The 15637-nt window shown below is 71.7% G+C and carries 14 protein-coding genes; 10 read left to right on the top strand and 4 right to left on the bottom strand.

Annotated features, from left to right (window positions below; genetic code table 11):
• Window positions 1-49 precede the first annotated feature (49 nt).
• The 3 genes from deoC (at window position 50) to HNR40_RS04125 (ending at window position 3455) form a co-directional block, all read left to right on the top strand.
• On the top strand, window positions 50-979 hold the full coding sequence (gene deoC, locus HNR40_RS04135; protein ID WP_184958449.1) for a deoxyribose-phosphate aldolase: 930 nt from the start codon (window positions 50-52) through the stop codon (window positions 977-979).
• 2 nt (window positions 980-981) lie between these two features.
• A complete protein-coding gene (locus HNR40_RS04130; RefSeq protein ID WP_184958448.1) occupies window positions 982-2430 on the top strand; it encodes an aldehyde dehydrogenase family protein in 1449 nt (482 codons plus the stop codon).
• 179 nt (window positions 2431-2609) lie between these two features.
• The gene (locus HNR40_RS04125) at window positions 2610-3455 is read left to right on the top strand and encodes an aldehyde dehydrogenase family protein (RefSeq protein ID WP_184958447.1); all 846 of its coding nucleotides are present in this window, start codon (window positions 2610-2612) and stop codon (window positions 3453-3455) included.
• Window positions 3456-3654: 199 nt separating this feature from the next.
• On the opposite strand, the gene HNR40_RS04120 is transcribed toward HNR40_RS04125, so the two are convergent.
• Window positions 3655-4944 (bottom strand): FAD-binding oxidoreductase, encoded by a 1290-nt coding sequence (locus HNR40_RS04120; RefSeq protein WP_184958446.1) that lies wholly within the window; start codon window positions 4942-4944, stop codon window positions 3655-3657.
• A 70-nt stretch (window positions 4945-5014) separates the two neighbouring features.
• On the opposite strand from HNR40_RS04120, the gene HNR40_RS04115 reads away from it, so the two are divergent.
• Window positions 5015-5893 (top strand): LysR family transcriptional regulator, encoded by an 879-nt coding sequence (locus HNR40_RS04115; protein ID WP_184958445.1) that lies wholly within the window; start codon window positions 5015-5017, stop codon window positions 5891-5893.
• On the opposite strand, the gene HNR40_RS04110 is transcribed toward HNR40_RS04115, so the two are convergent.
• Window positions 5890-7005: an MFS transporter gene (locus HNR40_RS04110; RefSeq protein ID WP_312896173.1), complete on the bottom strand. Its 1116-nt coding sequence runs from the start codon at window positions 7003-7005 to the stop codon at window positions 5890-5892. The genes HNR40_RS04115 and HNR40_RS04110 overlap by 4 nt on opposite strands.
• Window positions 7006-7095: 90 nt before the next feature.
• Here HNR40_RS04110 and HNR40_RS04105 point away from each other — a divergent pair, with 90 nt between their 5' ends.
• From HNR40_RS04105 to HNR40_RS04095, 3 genes are all read left to right on the top strand, one after another.
• The gene (locus HNR40_RS04105) at window positions 7096-7410 is read left to right on the top strand and encodes an ArsR/SmtB family transcription factor (protein ID WP_184958442.1); all 315 of its coding nucleotides are present in this window, start codon (window positions 7096-7098) and stop codon (window positions 7408-7410) included.
• Between the two features lie 497 nt (window positions 7411-7907).
• Window positions 7908-10316, top strand: a complete 2409-nt coding sequence (gene hrpB, locus HNR40_RS04100) for an ATP-dependent helicase HrpB (RefSeq protein ID WP_184958441.1) — start codon at window positions 7908-7910, stop codon at window positions 10314-10316.
• Complete coding sequence (locus tag HNR40_RS04095; protein WP_184958440.1) at window positions 10313-10999, top strand: hypothetical protein; 687 nt, start codon at window positions 10313-10315, stop codon at window positions 10997-10999. The genes hrpB and HNR40_RS04095 overlap by 4 nt, the downstream gene beginning before the upstream one ends.
• Window positions 11000-11030: 31 nt before the next feature.
• Here HNR40_RS04095 and HNR40_RS04090 read toward each other — a convergent pair whose 3' ends face one another.
• Window positions 11031-12209 (bottom strand): threonine synthase, encoded by a 1179-nt coding sequence (locus tag HNR40_RS04090; RefSeq protein ID WP_184958439.1) that lies wholly within the window; start codon window positions 12207-12209, stop codon window positions 11031-11033.
• Between the two features lie 56 nt (window positions 12210-12265).
• On the opposite strand from HNR40_RS04090, the gene HNR40_RS04085 reads away from it, so the two are divergent.
• Genes HNR40_RS04085 through HNR40_RS04075 form a run of 3 tightly spaced genes read left to right on the top strand, consistent with a single transcriptional unit; the run spans window position 12266 to window position 14739 of the window.
• A complete protein-coding gene (locus HNR40_RS04085) occupies window positions 12266-13114 on the top strand; it encodes an SPFH domain-containing protein (protein WP_184958438.1) in 849 nt (282 codons plus the stop codon).
• The gene (locus tag HNR40_RS04080) at window positions 13107-13268 is read left to right on the top strand and encodes a type II toxin-antitoxin system antitoxin (RefSeq protein WP_184958437.1); all 162 of its coding nucleotides are present in this window, start codon (window positions 13107-13109) and stop codon (window positions 13266-13268) included. The genes HNR40_RS04085 and HNR40_RS04080 overlap by 8 nt, the downstream gene beginning before the upstream one ends.
• 19 nt (window positions 13269-13287) lie before the next feature.
• Window positions 13288-14739 (top strand): amidase, encoded by a 1452-nt coding sequence (locus HNR40_RS04075; protein WP_184958435.1) that lies wholly within the window; start codon window positions 13288-13290, stop codon window positions 14737-14739.
• Here HNR40_RS04075 and HNR40_RS04070 read toward each other — a convergent pair.
• Window positions 14736-15569: an undecaprenyl-diphosphate phosphatase gene (locus HNR40_RS04070; RefSeq protein WP_184958433.1), complete on the bottom strand. Its 834-nt coding sequence runs from the start codon at window positions 15567-15569 to the stop codon at window positions 14736-14738. The genes HNR40_RS04075 and HNR40_RS04070 overlap by 4 nt on opposite strands.
• Between the last annotated feature and the right edge of the window lie 68 nt (window positions 15570-15637).

Raw genomic sequence — 15637 nt, 5'->3', positions numbered from 1 at the left:
CGGTTTGGAGGTAGCCTGCCCGGTCGGCGATGCTGTGGGGGTGTCAACTGTGACTACCTCGCTCGCGGACGTGGCGGCATCCGCCACCACCCTGCGGGCCTTCCTGCACGGCCTGCCCGGTGTCGACCGGGTCGGCGCGGACCAGCGAGCGGCGATGCTCGGCACCCGATCCATCAAGACGACCGCGAAGGCGCAGGCCATCGACCTGGCCATCTCGATGGTCGACCTCACCACGCTGGAAGGCGCGGACACGCACGGCAAGGTGCGGGCGATGTGCACCAAGGCGATGCGTCCTGGTGGCGGCGCGCCTCGTGTCGCGGCGGTCTGCGTCTACCCCGACCTGGTGGCCGTCGCCGCCGAGACGGTCAAGGGCTCGGGGGTGAAGGTCGCCTCGGTGGCCACCGCCTTCCCGAGCGGGCGCTCCTCCCTGGAGGTCAAGGTCAGCGACACCGCGCTGGCCGTGGCGGCGGGCGCCGACGAGATCGACATGGTGATCGACCGCGGCGCCTTCCTGGAGGGCCACTACCTCAAGGTCTTCGAGGAGATCGTCGCGGTGAAGGCCGCCTGCGGCCAGGCGCACCTGAAGGTGATCCTGGAGACGGGCGAGCTGGCGACCTATGACAACGTACGGCGCGCGTCCTGGCTGGCCATGATCGCCGGCGCCGACTTCATCAAGACCTCCACCGGCAAGGTGGCCCCGGCGGCCACACTCCCGGTGACCCTGATCATGCTGGAGGCCGTGCGCGACTTCCGCGACGCCACCGGCCGCCAGGTGGGCGTGAAGCCCGCCGGTGGGATCCGCACCACGAAGGACGCCATCAAGAACCTGGTCCTGGTCAACGAAACCGCGGGTGCGGACTGGCTGACGCCCGAATGGTTCCGGCTGGGCGCCTCCTCGCTACTCAACGACCTGCTGATGCAGCGAGAGAAGCTGGCCACCGGCCGCTACGCGGGCCCCGACTACTTCACCTTGGACTGACGATGGCCTTCGAATACGCGCCAGCGCCCGAGTCGCGCGATGTCGTCGACATCAAGCCGTCCTACGGGCTGTTCATCAACGGCGAGTTCGCCGAGGGGTCAGGCACCCCCTTCAAGACGATCAACCCGGCGAGCGAGGAGAAGCTCGCCGAGATCGCCACCGCCACCTCCGACGACGTGGACCGCGCGGTCCAGGCCGCGCGCAAGGCGTTCGGCGTCTGGAGCGCGCTGCCCGGCTCCGAACGGGCCAAGTACATCTTCCGCATCGCCCGCATCATCCAGGAGCGGGCCCGCGAGCTGGCCGTGCTGGAGTCGCTCGACAACGGCAAGCCCATCCGCGAGTCGCGCGACGTGGACGTGCCGCTGGTCGCCGCGCACTTCTTCTACTACGCGGGCTGGGCCGACAAGCTGGAGCACGCCGGGTTCGGCCGGAGGACGACAGACGGGCACAGTGGTGCCAAGCCGCTGGGTGTGGCCGGTCAGGTCATCCCCTGGAACTTCCCGCTGCTCATGCTGGCCTGGAAGATCGCTCCGGCGCTGGCCTGCGGCAACACCGTCGTACTCAAGCCGGCCGAGACCACCCCGCTGACCGCGTTGCTGTTCGCGGAGATCTGCCAGCAGGCGGACCTGCCGCCCGGCGTGGTCAACATCGTGACGGGCGCGGGCGAGACCGGGGCGGCCGTCGTGGCGCACCCGGACGTCAACAAGGTGGCCTTCACCGGCTCCACCGAGGTCGGCCGCATCATCGCCCGCACCGTCGCAGGCACCGACAAGAAGCTCACGCTGGAGCTCGGCGGCAAGGCCGCGAACATCGTGTTCGAGGACGCGGCCGTCGACCAGGCCGTCGAGGGCATCGTCAACGGCATCTTCTTCAACCAGGGTCACGTGTGCTGCGCGGGCTCGCGGCTGCTGGTGCAGGAGTCGGTCCAGGACGAGCTGCTGGCCGCGCTCAAGCGCCGGCTCGGCACGCTGCGGCTCGGCGACCCGCTCGACAAGAACACCGACATCGGCGCCATCAACTCCGCGGAGCAGCTGGCGAAGATTCGTGAAATGTCGGAAATTGGGGACTCGGAAGGCGCGGAGCGCTGGTCGCCCCCGTGCGACCTCCCGGAGAAGGGCTTCTGGTTCCCGCCGACCGTCTTCACCGGCGTCGCCCAGTCCCACCGCATCGCCCGCGAGGAGATCTTCGGGCCGGTGCTGTCCGTGCTCACTTTCCGCACCCCGGCCGAGGCCGTGGAGAAGGCCAACAACACCCCGTACGGGCTGTCGGCCGGCGTCTGGACCGAGAAGGGCTCGCGCATCCTGTGGATGGCCGACCGGCTGCGTGCCGGAGTGGTGTGGGCCAACACCTTCAACAAGTTCGACCCCACCTCGCCGTTCGGCGGGTACAAGGAGTCGGGCTACGGCAGGGAAGGCGGGCTCGCCGGGCTGGAGGCGTACCTCGATGTGTGAGCACAAGCGTGGCAAACGCCGGGCCCGCCGCGGGCAGGCCACCCGGGGACACGCCTTCGCCAGGGCCGGACGGCCGGGCCGTACCGGGTGGTTCGCGCACCGCTGCGGTGTCAGCAGGTGCGGTCAGATCTTCGCTCCTGTGCAGCTGACCCAGGAGATCACGTGGAGGGGGCGCGGCGATGAGTAGGTTGTCCGTACGCAAGACCTACAAGCTGTTCATCGGCGGGGCGTTCCCCCGCTCCGAGAGTGGAAGGTCCTACGTCGTGACCTCGGCCAAGGGCGAGTTCGTGGCCAACGCGGCGCGTGCCTCGCGCAAGGACGCCCGCGACGCCGTGGTGGCCGCCCGCAAGGCGTTCCCGGGCTGGTCGGGGGCGACGCCGTACAACCGGGGGCAGATCCTCTACCGCGTCGCGGAGATGCTGGAGGGGCGGCGGGCGCAGTTCGCCGAGGAGCTGGGCGGGCCCAAGAAGGCCGCGGCCGAGCGGGTGGACGCGGCCGTGGACCGGCTGGTCTGGTACGCCGGGTGGTCGGACAAGATCGCGTCGGTGCGCGGGGCGGCGAATCCGGTGGCCGGGCCGTACTTCAACCTCTCGACGCCGGAGCCGACCGGGGTGGTCGCGGTCGTCGCGCCCGCCGACCCGCTGCTCGGGCTGATCTCGGTGATCGCGCCGGTCATCGTCACCGGTAACACGTGCGTGGTGGTGGCGTCCGAGAACGCGCCGCTGCCCGCGATCACGCTGGCCGAGGTGCTGGCCACCTCCGACCTGCCCGGCGGGGTGGTCAACCTGCTCACCGGGCATCAGTCGGAGCTGGCCCCGTGGCTGGCCGCGCACATGGACGTCAACGGCCTGGACCTTGGCGGGGTCGAGGATGCTGACCTGGCGCTGAAGTGCGAGCAGGAGGCCGCCGAAAACCTCAAACGCGTCTTCCGCCCGGCTTCCGAGGACTGGTCCTTGGATCCGGGGCTCTCTCGCATGACCCGCTTCCTCGAAACCAAAACCGTCTGGCACCCAGTCGGGATCTGACTCTGGTTTTTTGGGTCTCGGTCTGTTGCGGCCCTTTTAGGGCCTCTATCCGTTACGGCGAGCCCCCGCCCACGCCACCCGCCGGCGTGGGCGGGCGTCGATCGTGGGGGTCGCTTCTCACGTCGGACGGGGTGCCCGCCGTCACGGCCCTTCGTTCACCCCCTCGACCGGCCTACCGGGGCCACCAGGGCTATCTGGGCTATCTGGGCGGGATGTGGTGGGTGTGGTGGAACAGGTCGGTCGGGTCGTAGGTGGTCTTCAGGTCCCTCAGGCGGTCGTATGTGCTTGGGTCGAAGGCCTTTTTGACGTTTTCTTCCGTCGCGTGGGCGGCGAACAGGAAGTTCAGTGCTTTTCCGCCGGTCGACCAGGGGCGTAGGGCGCCTTCCAGCTGGGCGTGTTCCGGGGTTACCTCGGGGCCTCTGGAGACGATGCCGTAGATGTATGCCGCGTCTCGGTTGCCTATGGCGTTCGGTGTCATGGGTGGGCGGGACAGGGCTCCGCCCAACTGGCGGATCTCCAGGATGTTCGTGGTCAGGGATCTTGCCGCCTCCACCGCCTGGGGTGGCAGTTCTCTCAAAAGGCTGTGGGAGGACTGGGAGGCCACCGGGTCGGTCGGGTCGTTGTGGATGACGCCGGACTGGGTGTACGGGATCTCGTCCACCTTGTCCATCAGGCGCGGGCCGTACGCGCGGAGTTGGTCTGTGAGGTGTTTGCCCTCCTCGGCCGGGCCCAGGTACGCGATGCGGATGTGTGTCGCCCGGCGGCCGCGTAGGGGTTCGGGGACGAACGGGGCGTCGGGGAACGGGATGACCGCCACCGACGAGGTCATCTCCTCCGGGACCGCGGCCACCCATTCGCGCCAGGCGTGGACCGCGTCGAAGCCGTCGAAGAACATCGCGCCGCCGTACAGCGTCTTCACCGGGACCAGGGCGATTTCCATGCCCGTGGCCACGCCGAAGTTGCCCCTGCCGCCCAGCAGGGCCCAGAACAGGTCGGGTTCCTTGTCGGGGGTGGCCAGGACGAGTTCGGCGTCGGCGGTCACCACCTCTATCGCCCTTACCTGGTCGGCGGCGTAGCCGTGTTTGCGGGCCATGAGGCCGATGCCGCCGCCGAGGGTGTAGGAGAGCGCGCCTACCGCGGGGGCGGCGCCGGACAGCGGGGCCAGGCCGTGGGGGGCGGCGGCTTCGATCACCTTGGACCATGGGGTGCCCGGCTCGACCCAGGCGGTCGCGGCTGCCGGGTCCACGCGGACGCCGTTCATTCTTCCTGTGGTGATGAGGACGCCGCTGTCGGCCGCCGTCGCCAGGCCGTGGCCGGTGGCCTGGACGGCCACTCGCAGGTTGCGGGCGGCGGCGTGGGCCACCGCGGCGCGGATGTCGGCGGCGTTCTCCGCGGCGAAGATCACGTCTGGGCGATGGCTCGCGGAGAGCTGGAAGCCGGTCCGTTCGCTGTCGTATTGGTCGGAGTCTGCGGTGATGGTGTGAGCCATACGGCCATCCTGCCCAGGGGCTTTCCATAAGTCCAAGAGCTGGTTCTGCTCGTAGCTATAATCCACAGTTATGGAACTGCGGCAGCTTGAGTACTTCGTCTCGGTGGTCGAGGAGGGCGGCTTCACCAAGGCGGCGGTCAAGCTGCACGTGGCGCAGCCGGGTGTGAGTGCGCAGGTCAAGCAGTTGGAGCGGGAGCTGGGGCAGCCGTTGTTCGACCGGTCGGGGCGCAGTGTGACGCTGACCGAGGTGGGGCGGGCGGTGCTGCCTTACGCGCGGGCCGCGCTGTGGGCGGTGACCGGGATGCGTGACGTCGTGGACGAGTTCACCGGGCTGCTGCGGGGGCGGGTGGTCATGGCTGTCGTGACCGCGCCCTGGGCGCTGGATCTGGCCGGGCTCCTCGCGGGTTTTCACGCCAAACATCCGGCTGTGGAGATCACGCTCAACGAGATGGATCCGATCACCCTCGCCGAGGCGCTCGCGGCTGGGCAGGTGGACCTTGCCCTGCTTGGGCTTGGGGCGCCGCTGCCTGCCGGGGTGGAGACTCAGGTGGTCATCGATCAGGATGTCGTGGCCGCTGTCAGGCGGGGGCACTCGCTGGACGAGCGGGACTCCGTCACCGTGTCGGAGCTGCGGGATCTTACGTTGATCACGTTGCCGCCGGGGACCGGGTTGCGGTCCGTTCTTGAGGCGGCCTGTGCCGGGGCGGGGTTTCGGCCTCGGGTGGCGTTCGAGGCCAGTGAGCCGTACTTCCTGGCCAAGCTGGCCGCTCATGGGCTGGGGGTGGCGATCCTGCCGCGTTCGGCGGTTTCGCGGTACGACGACCTGCACGTGCTGGAGATCCGGGAGCCCGCCATGCGGGGGCAGATGGGGCTGGCCTGGCGTACCGACCAGCCCGCAGGGCCGGCGGCCCGCGCGCTGGTCGAGCACGCCAGGGCGGCCATGGGTTAGCTCGCCGCCGGCGCCATGGCCGCTGGCGTGCGGCGGTAGGTGGCCAGCGTGAAGAGCACCGCGGCCACGCTCAGTCCCGTGGCCAGGATGATGACGCCGGCTCTGCCGTACCACTCCAGGGCCAGGCCGCCGGTGAGGCCGGCCACGAACAGGCCCGCGTACTGGGCCGACGAGAGCAGTCCCAGTCCGATCGGCACGCTGTCGGGAACCGCGGCGACCGTCCGGTACTGCTGCGCGGGCGCGACCAGCCAGCCCACCGTTCCCCAGAGGAAGGCCCAGATCAGGGCGATCGGCAGCGACAGGTTCGCGAACGGGATCAGGGCCAGGAAGATGGTGGCGGCGACCAGGCCCAGGAAGACCATCCGGCGTGGGCCGTAGGCGTCGGTGAGGCGGCCGCCCAACTGGTTGCCGATGATCCCGCCCAGCCCCCACGCCCACAACACCGCGGGGAGCGACAGGTCGAAAAGCGAGCCGATGTAGGTGTAGGCGGTGAAACCTGCGGAGAACATCAGCAACTGGGTCGTCAGCACCGCCGCCACCCGCCGGTCGGCCAGTGGCGCGAAGCGGTCGCGCAGCCGTCCGGAGGAGGGGATCGTCACCTCTGGCACCAGTACGGCCACGCCGATCAGGCCCACGACGCCGAGTCCCACCACCAGCCAGATCGTCGAACGCCAGCCGCCCGCCCCGCCGAGCCAGGTGCCGAGCGGCACCCCGATCGCCGAGGAGACGCTGAGCCCGCCCATCACCAGAGCGAGCGCCCGTCCCCGGCGTTCCGGAGAGGTCAGCGCGTTGGCGACACCGGACGCTGTCGGCGTGAACATGGCCGCCCCGGCCGCCGCGATCACCCGCGTGGCCAGGATCAAGGGGTAGGTGGGGGCGATGGCGGTCAAGGCGTTGCCCAGGATGAAGACGACGAGGGCGATCAGCAACAGGCGTTTGCGCGGCAACCTGGCCGTGAGCGCTGCCAGCACGGGCGAGAGGATGGCATAGGCCAGCGCGAACACCGTCGCCAGCTGCCCGGCCGCCGCCACGGAGATCTGCAGGTCACGGGAGATCGGGGGGAGAAGCCCCGCCGTGACGAACATCCCCGTCCCAACAGCGAAATTTCCCACAGCAAGTGGATAAAGCCTCGAATTCACTCCCACTACGCTGGCTTATAGTTGGATGGTTGTCAAACAATGGAACTGAAGTAGAGTGACACCATGCGCCAGCTTCCGCACCCGGACGCGAAGGACATCCAGCTCACGGAGGTGCTGAGGGTCTTGGGGGACCCCGTGCGGCTCGAACTGGTCGTCAAGCTCGCCGACGGCCGCGAGCTGTCGTGCTCCAGCGCCGGGGACGACCTCGACATCCACAAGTCGACGCTGTCGCACCACTACCGCGCGCTGCGCGAGGCCGGCGTCACCAGAACCCGGCTGAACGGCCGTGAGCGCATGCTCAGCCTGCGCCGGGACGACCTCGACGCCCGCTTCCCCGGCCTGATCAACTCCATCCTCACCGCCGCCCACCCCGCCTAGCCGCCATGCCCACCCCACCCCAACCCCCCTCACCCAACCCCACCCCCACACCCAAGCCCGGCCCGCGCGACCCCTCCGACCCCGTCGCGCCAACCAGGCCGTCGGTCACGCCTGATCCGGCCACCGCCACACCCGACCTTGCGGTCTCGGCCGAGCCCGCCCCGGGCCACGCCTCCGGCCATCCGGCCCCGGGCACGCTTTCCAGGTCGTCGGGCACGCCTGGCCTGTCGGCCCCGGCGGCGTCAGCGGGATCGCAGGACACGCCCGATCCGGCCGCCACACCCGACCTTGCGGTCTCGGCGGAGCCGGGGCCGGGCGACGCCCCCGGCCTTCCGGCCACGGGCGTGTCGACCGGGCCATCGGGCACGCCTGGCCTGCCGGTCTCGGCGGCTTCTGGGTCGGGTGACGCCTCCGGCTCTCCGGCCACCGGTGTGCCGTCCGGGTCATCGGGTGCCTCTGGGGTGTCGACCCAAGCGGTGTCTGCTGGGTCGGGTCGGATGGGCGGGGTGGCGGCGCCTGGGGATGGGTTGCCGATTGTTGGGGTGTTGGGGGAGTTGGCAGGGGTGCTTGAAAGGCACGGCTGTGCGGTGCTCACCGCGCCTCCTGGCACGGGCAAGACCACGGTGGTGCCTCTCGCGCTGGCCAAGGAAGGGGCGAGGGTGCTGGTGGCCGAGCCGCGGCGGCTGGCCGTACGGGCGGCCGCGCACAGGATGGGGGTCAGCTACACGATCAGGGGCGAGCGCAAGGTGGGCCGTAACCCCATGGTCGAGGTCGTGACCACAGGCGTGCTGCTGCAACGCCTCCAGCGCGACCAAGAGCTAACCGGCGTGGACGTCGTCATCCTCGACGAGTGCCACGAACGCCACCTGGACGCCGACACCGCACTCGCCTTCCTGCTCGACGTCCGCGAGACGCTACGCCCGGACCTGCGCCTGCTGGCCACCTCGGCGACCGCCGACGCCGCGCCGCTGGCCCGCCTGCTGGGCGACGCGCCGATCGTGGCGGCCACCGGCGCCCTGTACCCCGTCGAGACCGTGTGGGCGCCGCCGCCCCGACCCATCGCGCCGCCGCACGGGCTGCGGGTGGATCCCGGGTTGCTGTCCCACGTGGCCTCGACGGTACGGCGGGCGCTGGCCGAACGGCAGGGTGACGTGCTGTGCTTCCTGCCCGGCGTCGCCGAGATCGGCAGGGTCGCCAGGATGCTGGCCGACGAGGACGTGCAGGTGCTCCAGGTACACGGCCAGGCCCCAGCGCACGTCCAGGACGCCGTGCTGGCCCCCGCCACCGCCCGCCGGGTCGTGCTGGCCACCTCGGTGGCCGAGTCGAGCCTGACGGTGCCCGGGGTGCGCGTGGTGGTGGACTCGGGGCTGGCCCGCGAACCGCGTACCGACCACGCGAGGGGGCTCGGCTCGCTCACCACGGTCCGCGCCTCGAAGGCGGCGGCCGTGCAGCGGGCGGGACGGGCGGGCCGTGAGGCGCCCGGCGCCGTCTACCGCTGCTGGACCGAGGCCGAACACCAGCGTCTGCCCGACCATCCGCAACCCGAGATCGCCCTGGCCGACCTGACCGGTTTCGCCCTTCAGGCCGCCTGCTGGGGCACTCCGGAAGCCACCGGCCTGCGCCTGCTGACCTCGCCGCCGCCGGCCGCGATGTCCGCCGCGGCCCGCACACTCGAAACGCTCGGCGCCCTCGAACCCGAGAGCTCGCGGGTGACCGATCGCGGGCGGCGTATGGCGCAGGTGGGCGTGCACCCGCGCCTGGCCAGGGCGCTCCTGGACGCCGGACCCGGCGCGGCCGAGGTGGTCGCCCTGCTGTCCGACCAGCTTCCCAGGGACGCCTCCGACGACCTGGCCGAGGTGTGGCGCTCGGCCCGGAGCGGCGCCCTGCCCCGCTGGCGCAAGGAGGTCGAACGCCTAACCCGGGCCGCCCCGGCGACGGGTTCACGGCGCGGCTCCGTTGACGCGGTGGCCGGGGTGACCGTGGCGCTGGCGTTTCCGGAGCGGGTGGCGCGGCGCAGGGGCGGGGCGTATCTGATGGCGTCCGGCACGCAGGCGCAGCTCGGCGAGGGTTCGCGGCTGGCCGAGGCCGAGTGGCTGGCCATCGCGGTGGCCGACCGGCCGGCGGGGTCGGCGACCGCGCGGATCCGGCAGGCCGTGGTGATCGACGCGGACACGGCCCGGCTGGCCTGCGAGGTCACGGTCGAGGACGAGGTGGCCTGGAAGGTGGCGCCGGGGGAGCGCCGCGGTGACGTGGTGGCGCGGCGGGTCGAGCGGATGGGCGCGATCGAGCTGGGGTCCAGGCCGCTGCCGCGCGCCGAGGTGCGGGAGGCTCTGCTGTACGGCCTGCGTACCGAGGACGTGCTCACCTGGACCCCCGAGGCCGTGGCCCTGCGCGAACGCCTGGCCTTCTGCCATCGGGCCGCCGGCGACCCGTGGCCGGACATGGACGCCTTGCCCGATCTGGCCGAGCAGTGGCTGGAGCCGGAGCTGTCGCGGGCGCGCCGCCGTTCCGACCTGGAACGCATCGACGTGGCCACGGCGCTGCGCAGGCTGATCCCGTGGAGCCGGCGGCTGGAGGAGGTCGCGCCGGAGCGGATCGAGGTGCCGAGCGGGTCGCGGATCCGCGTCGACTACTCGGGCGGGCAGCCGGTGCTGGCGGTCAAGCTGCAGGAACTGTTCGGCTGGGACGACGCCCCGAAGATCGCCGGGGTGCCGCTGCTCATCCACCTGCTGTCCCCGGCCGGCCGGCCGGCGGCGGTGACGGCGGACCTGGCCTCGTTCTGGCGCGAGGGCTACCGTGCGGTACGCGCCGAGCTGCGCGGGCGCTATCCCAAGCATCCCTGGCCGGAGGACCCGTTGACGGCGAAGGCCACCCGCCACACCAACGCCCGGATAATGGGGAAATGACCGACGAGAGGGTGCTGGCGGCGGCGCGCAACAACGCCGAGTGGTGCGACCTGATGTCACGGGCGCACGGAATCACCGGACGCTTCGGCCCCGCGGTGTGGAGCAGCGACCGCAGGACGCCGCCCTACTACCCCGACGCCGTCACCCTCGACCCCGCGGCCACCGCCGCCGACGTGCTGGACGGCATCGACGCCGGCCCGTGGGCCTCGGTGAAGGACAGCTTCGCGACGCTGGAGCTGGACGGCGGGTTCGAGGTGCTGTTCGAGGCGAGCTGGATCCACCGGGAGCCGCCCGGGGCCGAGGCCGTGCCGGGCGAGGTGAGCTGGGAGCGGGTCGAGGACGCCGCCGCCCTGCGCGCATGGGAGCGGGCCTGGAGCGGCGGCCAGGACAACGAGCTGTTCCTGCCCGCGATCCTGGACGGGGCCACGGTGCTGGCCGGGCGGGCCGACGGCGAGATCGTCTGCGGCGCGGTGCTCAGCGGGGATGAGCGGGTGGTGGGCGTCTCGAACGTGTTCGCCGCCGGTCGCGACGTGGACGACGCCTGGGCGGGCGTGCTCGCGATGGCCGCCCGGCTGTTCCCCGGGCGGGCGCTCGTCGGGTACGAGAGCGACGTCTCGGCCGCGGCCCGCCACGGGTTCACCGCGATCGGGCCGCTGCGCGTCTGGCTCCACGAAGGTCAGTAGCGCCCCGCCGTACAGCCAAAAAAGGCGCGCGCTAGAGGGCGTCGCGCCAGGTGGGGGCGGTGAGGACTTCGGCGGGGCGGGTGCCCACGCCGAGGTCCTTGAAGCCGCTGGACGTCCCGACGCACACCACAGGCCCGTCGAAGGTACGGCCCAGCGCACGGTAGGCGGCCAGGCCGGCGGCGCCCGAGAGTTCCTGCCAGATGCCCTGGCCGGCCAGCTCCCGCTGGGCGGCGCGCATCGTGTCGTCGCCGACCGGCAGCGCCAGGCCGCCGCTGTCGCGGACCGCGCGCACGGCGCGGTGGCCGCCGACCGTGCACAGGATGGCGTAGGCGTCGGAGGGGCCGGCGTCGACGATCGTGGCGGGTTCGCCGTCGGCCAGCGCCCGCGCGGTGGGGGCGCCGGCGGCGGGCTCGCAGGCGAACATGAGTGGCGCGTCCGTCGTCGCGCCCGTGCGACGCAGCTCGGTGAAGCCCTTCCAGACGCCGTAGAGGAGCTCGCCGTAGCCGGTCGGCGTGAACACCGCCGCCGGGACCCGGCCGAGCTGCGCGAACAGCTCGTAGGCGATGGTCTTGTAGCCCTCGGGGCCGTAGGGGTGGCCGGTGTGGGTGACGGTCTGGTTGCTGACCGGGTGGTAGCCGAGCTCGTCGACGATGTCGCGCAGCAGCGGCCAGCGTCTGTCCGCGTCCACGGTCAGGACCTTCGCGCCGTACGCGCGCACGAACGACTGCACGGCGGGCGGCGAGTCGGCGGAGGCGAGTACGACGGCCTTGAGCCCGGCGCGGGCGGCGTAGGCGGCGGCCGAGGCGCCGTGGTTGCCGGAGGAGGCGACGACCACGCCGGGGGCGCCCGCGGCGAGGGCGGCGCTGACGGTGACGCGGTTGAGGCGGTCCTTGTGCGACCAGGTGGGGTTGCGGGACTCGTCCTTGAGGTAGACGCCGTCGTCGAGCTCCAGCAGCGGGGTGCCGCCCTCGCCCAGGGTGGGCGCGTGGAGCGGCGGCAGCAGCGGCGCCCACCGCGCGATGTCGGGCAGCGGCGCCTGCTCGAACAGCCCGGCGGGCACCCGGTCGTAGTCGTAGTCGACCTCTAGCGGGTAGGCCAGGGCGTCGGTGCTGGTCTTGGGGCAGCCGCGGGTGAGCGGGGGGACGAGGGGATAGCTGATCGAGGGGTCGCCCAGTGAGCGCTGGGCGACGGCAAGCGATGGCGCGGTCACGCGTTCGAGCCTAGTGGGCTATCATTGTGATATCACTTCGATACCAAGGAGTCGCGATGGAACGACGTGCCTTCCGCCTCAACGGCTTCCTGGCCCTGCTCGGGGCGCTCGCCCTGGCCGTGGTGGCGGGGCTGCTCCTGCTCAACGGCGGCGTGTCCGGGCTGGTGCTCGCGATCGTCCTCGGGCTGGTCGTGCTGCTCGTGCTCACCGGCTTCGCGGTGATCAACCCGAACGAGGCCAATGTCGTGCAGTTCATGGGCCGCTACGTCGGCACGGTCACCGACCCGGGCCTGCAGTGGGTGCTCCCGCTCACCACGAAGCGCAAGGTCACGCTCCGGGTCCGTAACTTCGAGACGGCCAGGCTGAAGGTGAACGACGCTGACGGCAACCCGGTGGAGATCGCCGCCGTCGTCGTCTACAAGGTCGCCGACGCCGCGCGGGCCGTGTTCTCCGTCGACGACTACGAGGAGTATGTCTCGATCCAGTCGGAGGCCGCGGTGCGCCACCTGGCCACCACGCATCCCTACGACTCGCACGAGGAGTCCCGCACCAGCCTGCGCGACGGCGCCACCGTCGCCGAGGAGCTCACCACCGAGCTGCGCGAGCGCACCGAGCTGGCCGGGATCGAGGTGCTGGAGGCGCGCATCACCCACCTGGCCTACGCGCCCGAGATCGCCCAGGCGATGCTGGTCCGCCAGCAGGCCGCCCAGGTGGTCGCGGCCCGGACGCGCATCGTGGAGGGCGCGGTGGGAATGGTTCAGCTCGCGCTGGACCGGCTCGCCGCCGAGGGCGTGGTCGACCTCGACGAGGAGCGCAAGGCTCAGATGGTCTCCAACCTGCTGGTCGTGCTGTGCGGCGACCGCGCGACCCAGCCGGTGGTGAACGCCGGCAGCCTCTATGCCTGACAAGAAGAAGCTCCTGCTGCGCCTGGATCCGGCCGTCTACGACGCCATCGCCAAATGGGCGGCCGACGACCTGCGCAGCGTCAACGGGCAGATCGAGTTCGCGTTGCGCCTGGCCCTGAAGGAAGCCGGTCGGGAGCCTCGCACCGAACGCTAGAAACCTGCAGACTCTATGCATGTTGTGGGCAGGAAGGTCCGCCGTGGAGATCGCGGCAGCCGTACGGCATGGGGACGTCGCGCCGGAGACCGTCGTCGAGGAACATCTCCAGGTGATCGCCGAGCGCGATCCACGGCTCGGGGCCTTCCGCCTGGTCAGGGCGCGCGCGGTCGAGGAGGCGCGGGCGGTGCGCAAGCGCCGCGACCTGGCCGATCTGCCCCTGGCCGGCGTGCCCGTGGCGGTCAAGGACAACCTGGAGGTGGCGGGCGAGGCGTGCCGCCACGGCTCGGCCGCCACGTCCGCCGCCCCCGCGCGCGATGACCATCCCGCCGTCGCCCGCCTGCGCGCGGCGGGCGCGGTCGTGGTGGGCCTGACCAACCTGCCCGAGCTGGGCCTGGTGGGCTTCGGCGACAGCGCCTTCGGCACGGTGAGAAACCCCTGGGACCTCTCCCGTACGGCCGGTGGCTCCTCGTCCGGCGCGGCCGCCGCGGTGTCGGCCGGCATGGTCCCGATCGCCCTCGGCAACGACGGCATGGGCTCCCTGCGCATCCCCGCGGCCTGCTGCGGAGTGCTGGCGCTGAAGCCGGGTCCCGGCGTGGTTCCGCCGCCGGTCAACGACTGGCGGGGGCTGACCGAGAACGGACCGCTGGCGTGGAGCGTGGCCGACCTGTCGCTGACGTTGTCGGTGCTGGCGGCCGATCAGGGCCTGGCCGAGTCGTGGCGGACCGGTTCGCGGACGGAGCCGACGCGCCCGATGCTCCGCTCGGTCTGGGCCGACGACGGCGACGACGAGACCTGGGAGCACCGTCCGATCCGGCCGGACGCGCACGGCCCCTTCGACCTGCGCGTGGCCTACGCGCCGCAGCCGCTGCCCGCCGGCCTGTCGATGGACCGGGAGTTCCGGGCGGCGGTGGAGGCGGCCGCCGAGACGCTGCGGGTGGCCGGGCACACGATCGTGGAGCACGAGGAGCGCCTGCCCGCCTGGCTCGGACCCGCCACGATCGCCGCCTGGCTGGCCCGCTCGGGCGAGGCCGCCGACGGGCTGGACCGCGGCCGCCTGGAGCGCCGCAGCCGCGCGCTCGGCCGGGCCGGACGGGTGCTGGCCAGGCTCTCGCTCGACGGCACGAAGGGCAGGGAACGCTGGCGCGACTACGGGGCCGACCGCTGGTTCGGCGACGCCGACGTGCTCATCACCCCGACGCTGGCCGCGGTGCCGCCGCGCGCCGACGGCTGGGCGCGGCGGGGCCTGCTCAGCACGGTGCTGGCCAACGCCAGGTACGCGCCGGCGACGGGCCCGTGGAACATGTGCGGCTGGCCGGCGCTGTCGGTGCCGATCGCTACCCACTCGACGGGCCTGCCGATAGCCGTGCAGCTCATCGCGCCGCCCGGCGGCGAACCCCACCTGCTCGGCCTCGCCGCCCAGCTGACCACCGCGCATCCGGCGGTCCGCCCGCCGGGCCACTCGCTTTAGGTGGGCATGGGCGAGATCCAGCCCAGCGCGATGCACAGGAAGATGAACGCCCCGAGCGCGATCCGGTAGATGACGAAGCCGGTGAAGCGGTGGGTGCTGATGTAGCGCAGGAACCAGGCCACGGCCGCGTAACCGACCACGAACGAGATGATCGTGGCCAGGATCGTCGGCCCCCACGCGGGCGCCTGGCCCTCGCCGATCTCGGTCAGCTCCAGCAGGCCCGACGACAGCACCGCCGGGATGGCCAGCAGGAAGGAGTACTTGGCCGCGTCCTCGCGCCGGTAGTCCAGCAGGAGGCCGGCGGTGATGGTGCCGCCGGAGCGGGAGACGCCGGGGATCAGCGCCAGCGACTGGGCGAAGCCGTACACGATGGCGTGGGTGAAGCTGAGGTGCTTCTCCAGCGTGAGCTTGTTGCGCGCGGTGCGGTCGGCGAACCACAGGATGATCGCGAAGACGATGAGCGTGGTGGCGATGATGCGCAGGTCGCGGAAGACGGTCTCGATCTCGGTCTTGAACAGCAGGCCGAGCGCGCCGATGGGGAGCGAGCCGACGATGATGAACCAGCCCATCCGGGCGTGGAACTCGCCGCGCAGCGCGGGTGTCCACAGGGAGCGGGTCCAGGTGGAGATGATCTGCCAGAGCTCCTTGCGGAAATAGATCAGGACCGCGGTCTCGGTGCCGAGCTGGATCACCGCGGTGAAGGCGGCGCCCGGGTCCTCCCAGCCGACGAGTTCGGAGACGACGCGGATGTGTGCGCTGGAGGAGATCGGGAGGAACTCCGTCAGGCCCTGGATCAGGCCCAGGACAACAGCTTCGAGCCAGCCGATCACGCGTATACCCTCCCACGCCCGTCTCTTTGACGAAGCGAGGTTATCGGTCGTTGGGGTTGGGTGGTGAC

The organism is Nonomuraea endophytica, from assembly GCF_014203235.1.
GTDB classification, from domain to species: Bacteria; Actinomycetota; Actinomycetes; order Streptosporangiales; family Streptosporangiaceae; genus Nonomuraea; species Nonomuraea endophytica.
The sequence above is the reverse complement of the archived record's forward strand: the minus strand, read 5'-3'. Positions and strand labels throughout refer to the sequence as shown.

Bases quoted from the DNA above. Each gene is read 5' to 3' on its own strand.
- HNR40_RS04130 (WP_184958448.1), top strand. From the start codon at position 982: ATGGCCTTCGAATACGCGCCAGCGCCCGAGTCGCGCGATGTCGTCGAC.
- HNR40_RS04125 (WP_184958447.1), top strand. From the start codon at position 2,610: ATGAGTAGGTTGTCCGTACGCAAGACCTACAAGCTGTTCATCGGCGGG.
- HNR40_RS04120 (WP_184958446.1), bottom strand. From the start codon at position 4,944: ATGGCTCACACCATCACCGCAGACTCCGACCAATACGACAGCGAACGG.
- HNR40_RS04115 (WP_184958445.1), top strand. From the start codon at position 5,015: ATGGAACTGCGGCAGCTTGAGTACTTCGTCTCGGTGGTCGAGGAGGGC.
- HNR40_RS04105 (WP_184958442.1), top strand. From the start codon at position 7,096: ATGCGCCAGCTTCCGCACCCGGACGCGAAGGACATCCAGCTCACGGAG.
- hrpB (WP_184958441.1), top strand. From the start codon at position 7,908: ATGGGCGGGGTGGCGGCGCCTGGGGATGGGTTGCCGATTGTTGGGGTG.
- HNR40_RS04095 (WP_184958440.1), top strand. From the start codon at position 10,313: ATGACCGACGAGAGGGTGCTGGCGGCGGCGCGCAACAACGCCGAGTGG.
- HNR40_RS04085 (WP_184958438.1), top strand. From the start codon at position 12,266: ATGGAACGACGTGCCTTCCGCCTCAACGGCTTCCTGGCCCTGCTCGGG.
- HNR40_RS04080 (WP_184958437.1), top strand. From the start codon at position 13,107: ATGCCTGACAAGAAGAAGCTCCTGCTGCGCCTGGATCCGGCCGTCTAC.
- HNR40_RS04075 (WP_184958435.1), top strand. From the start codon at position 13,288: ATGTTGTGGGCAGGAAGGTCCGCCGTGGAGATCGCGGCAGCCGTACGG.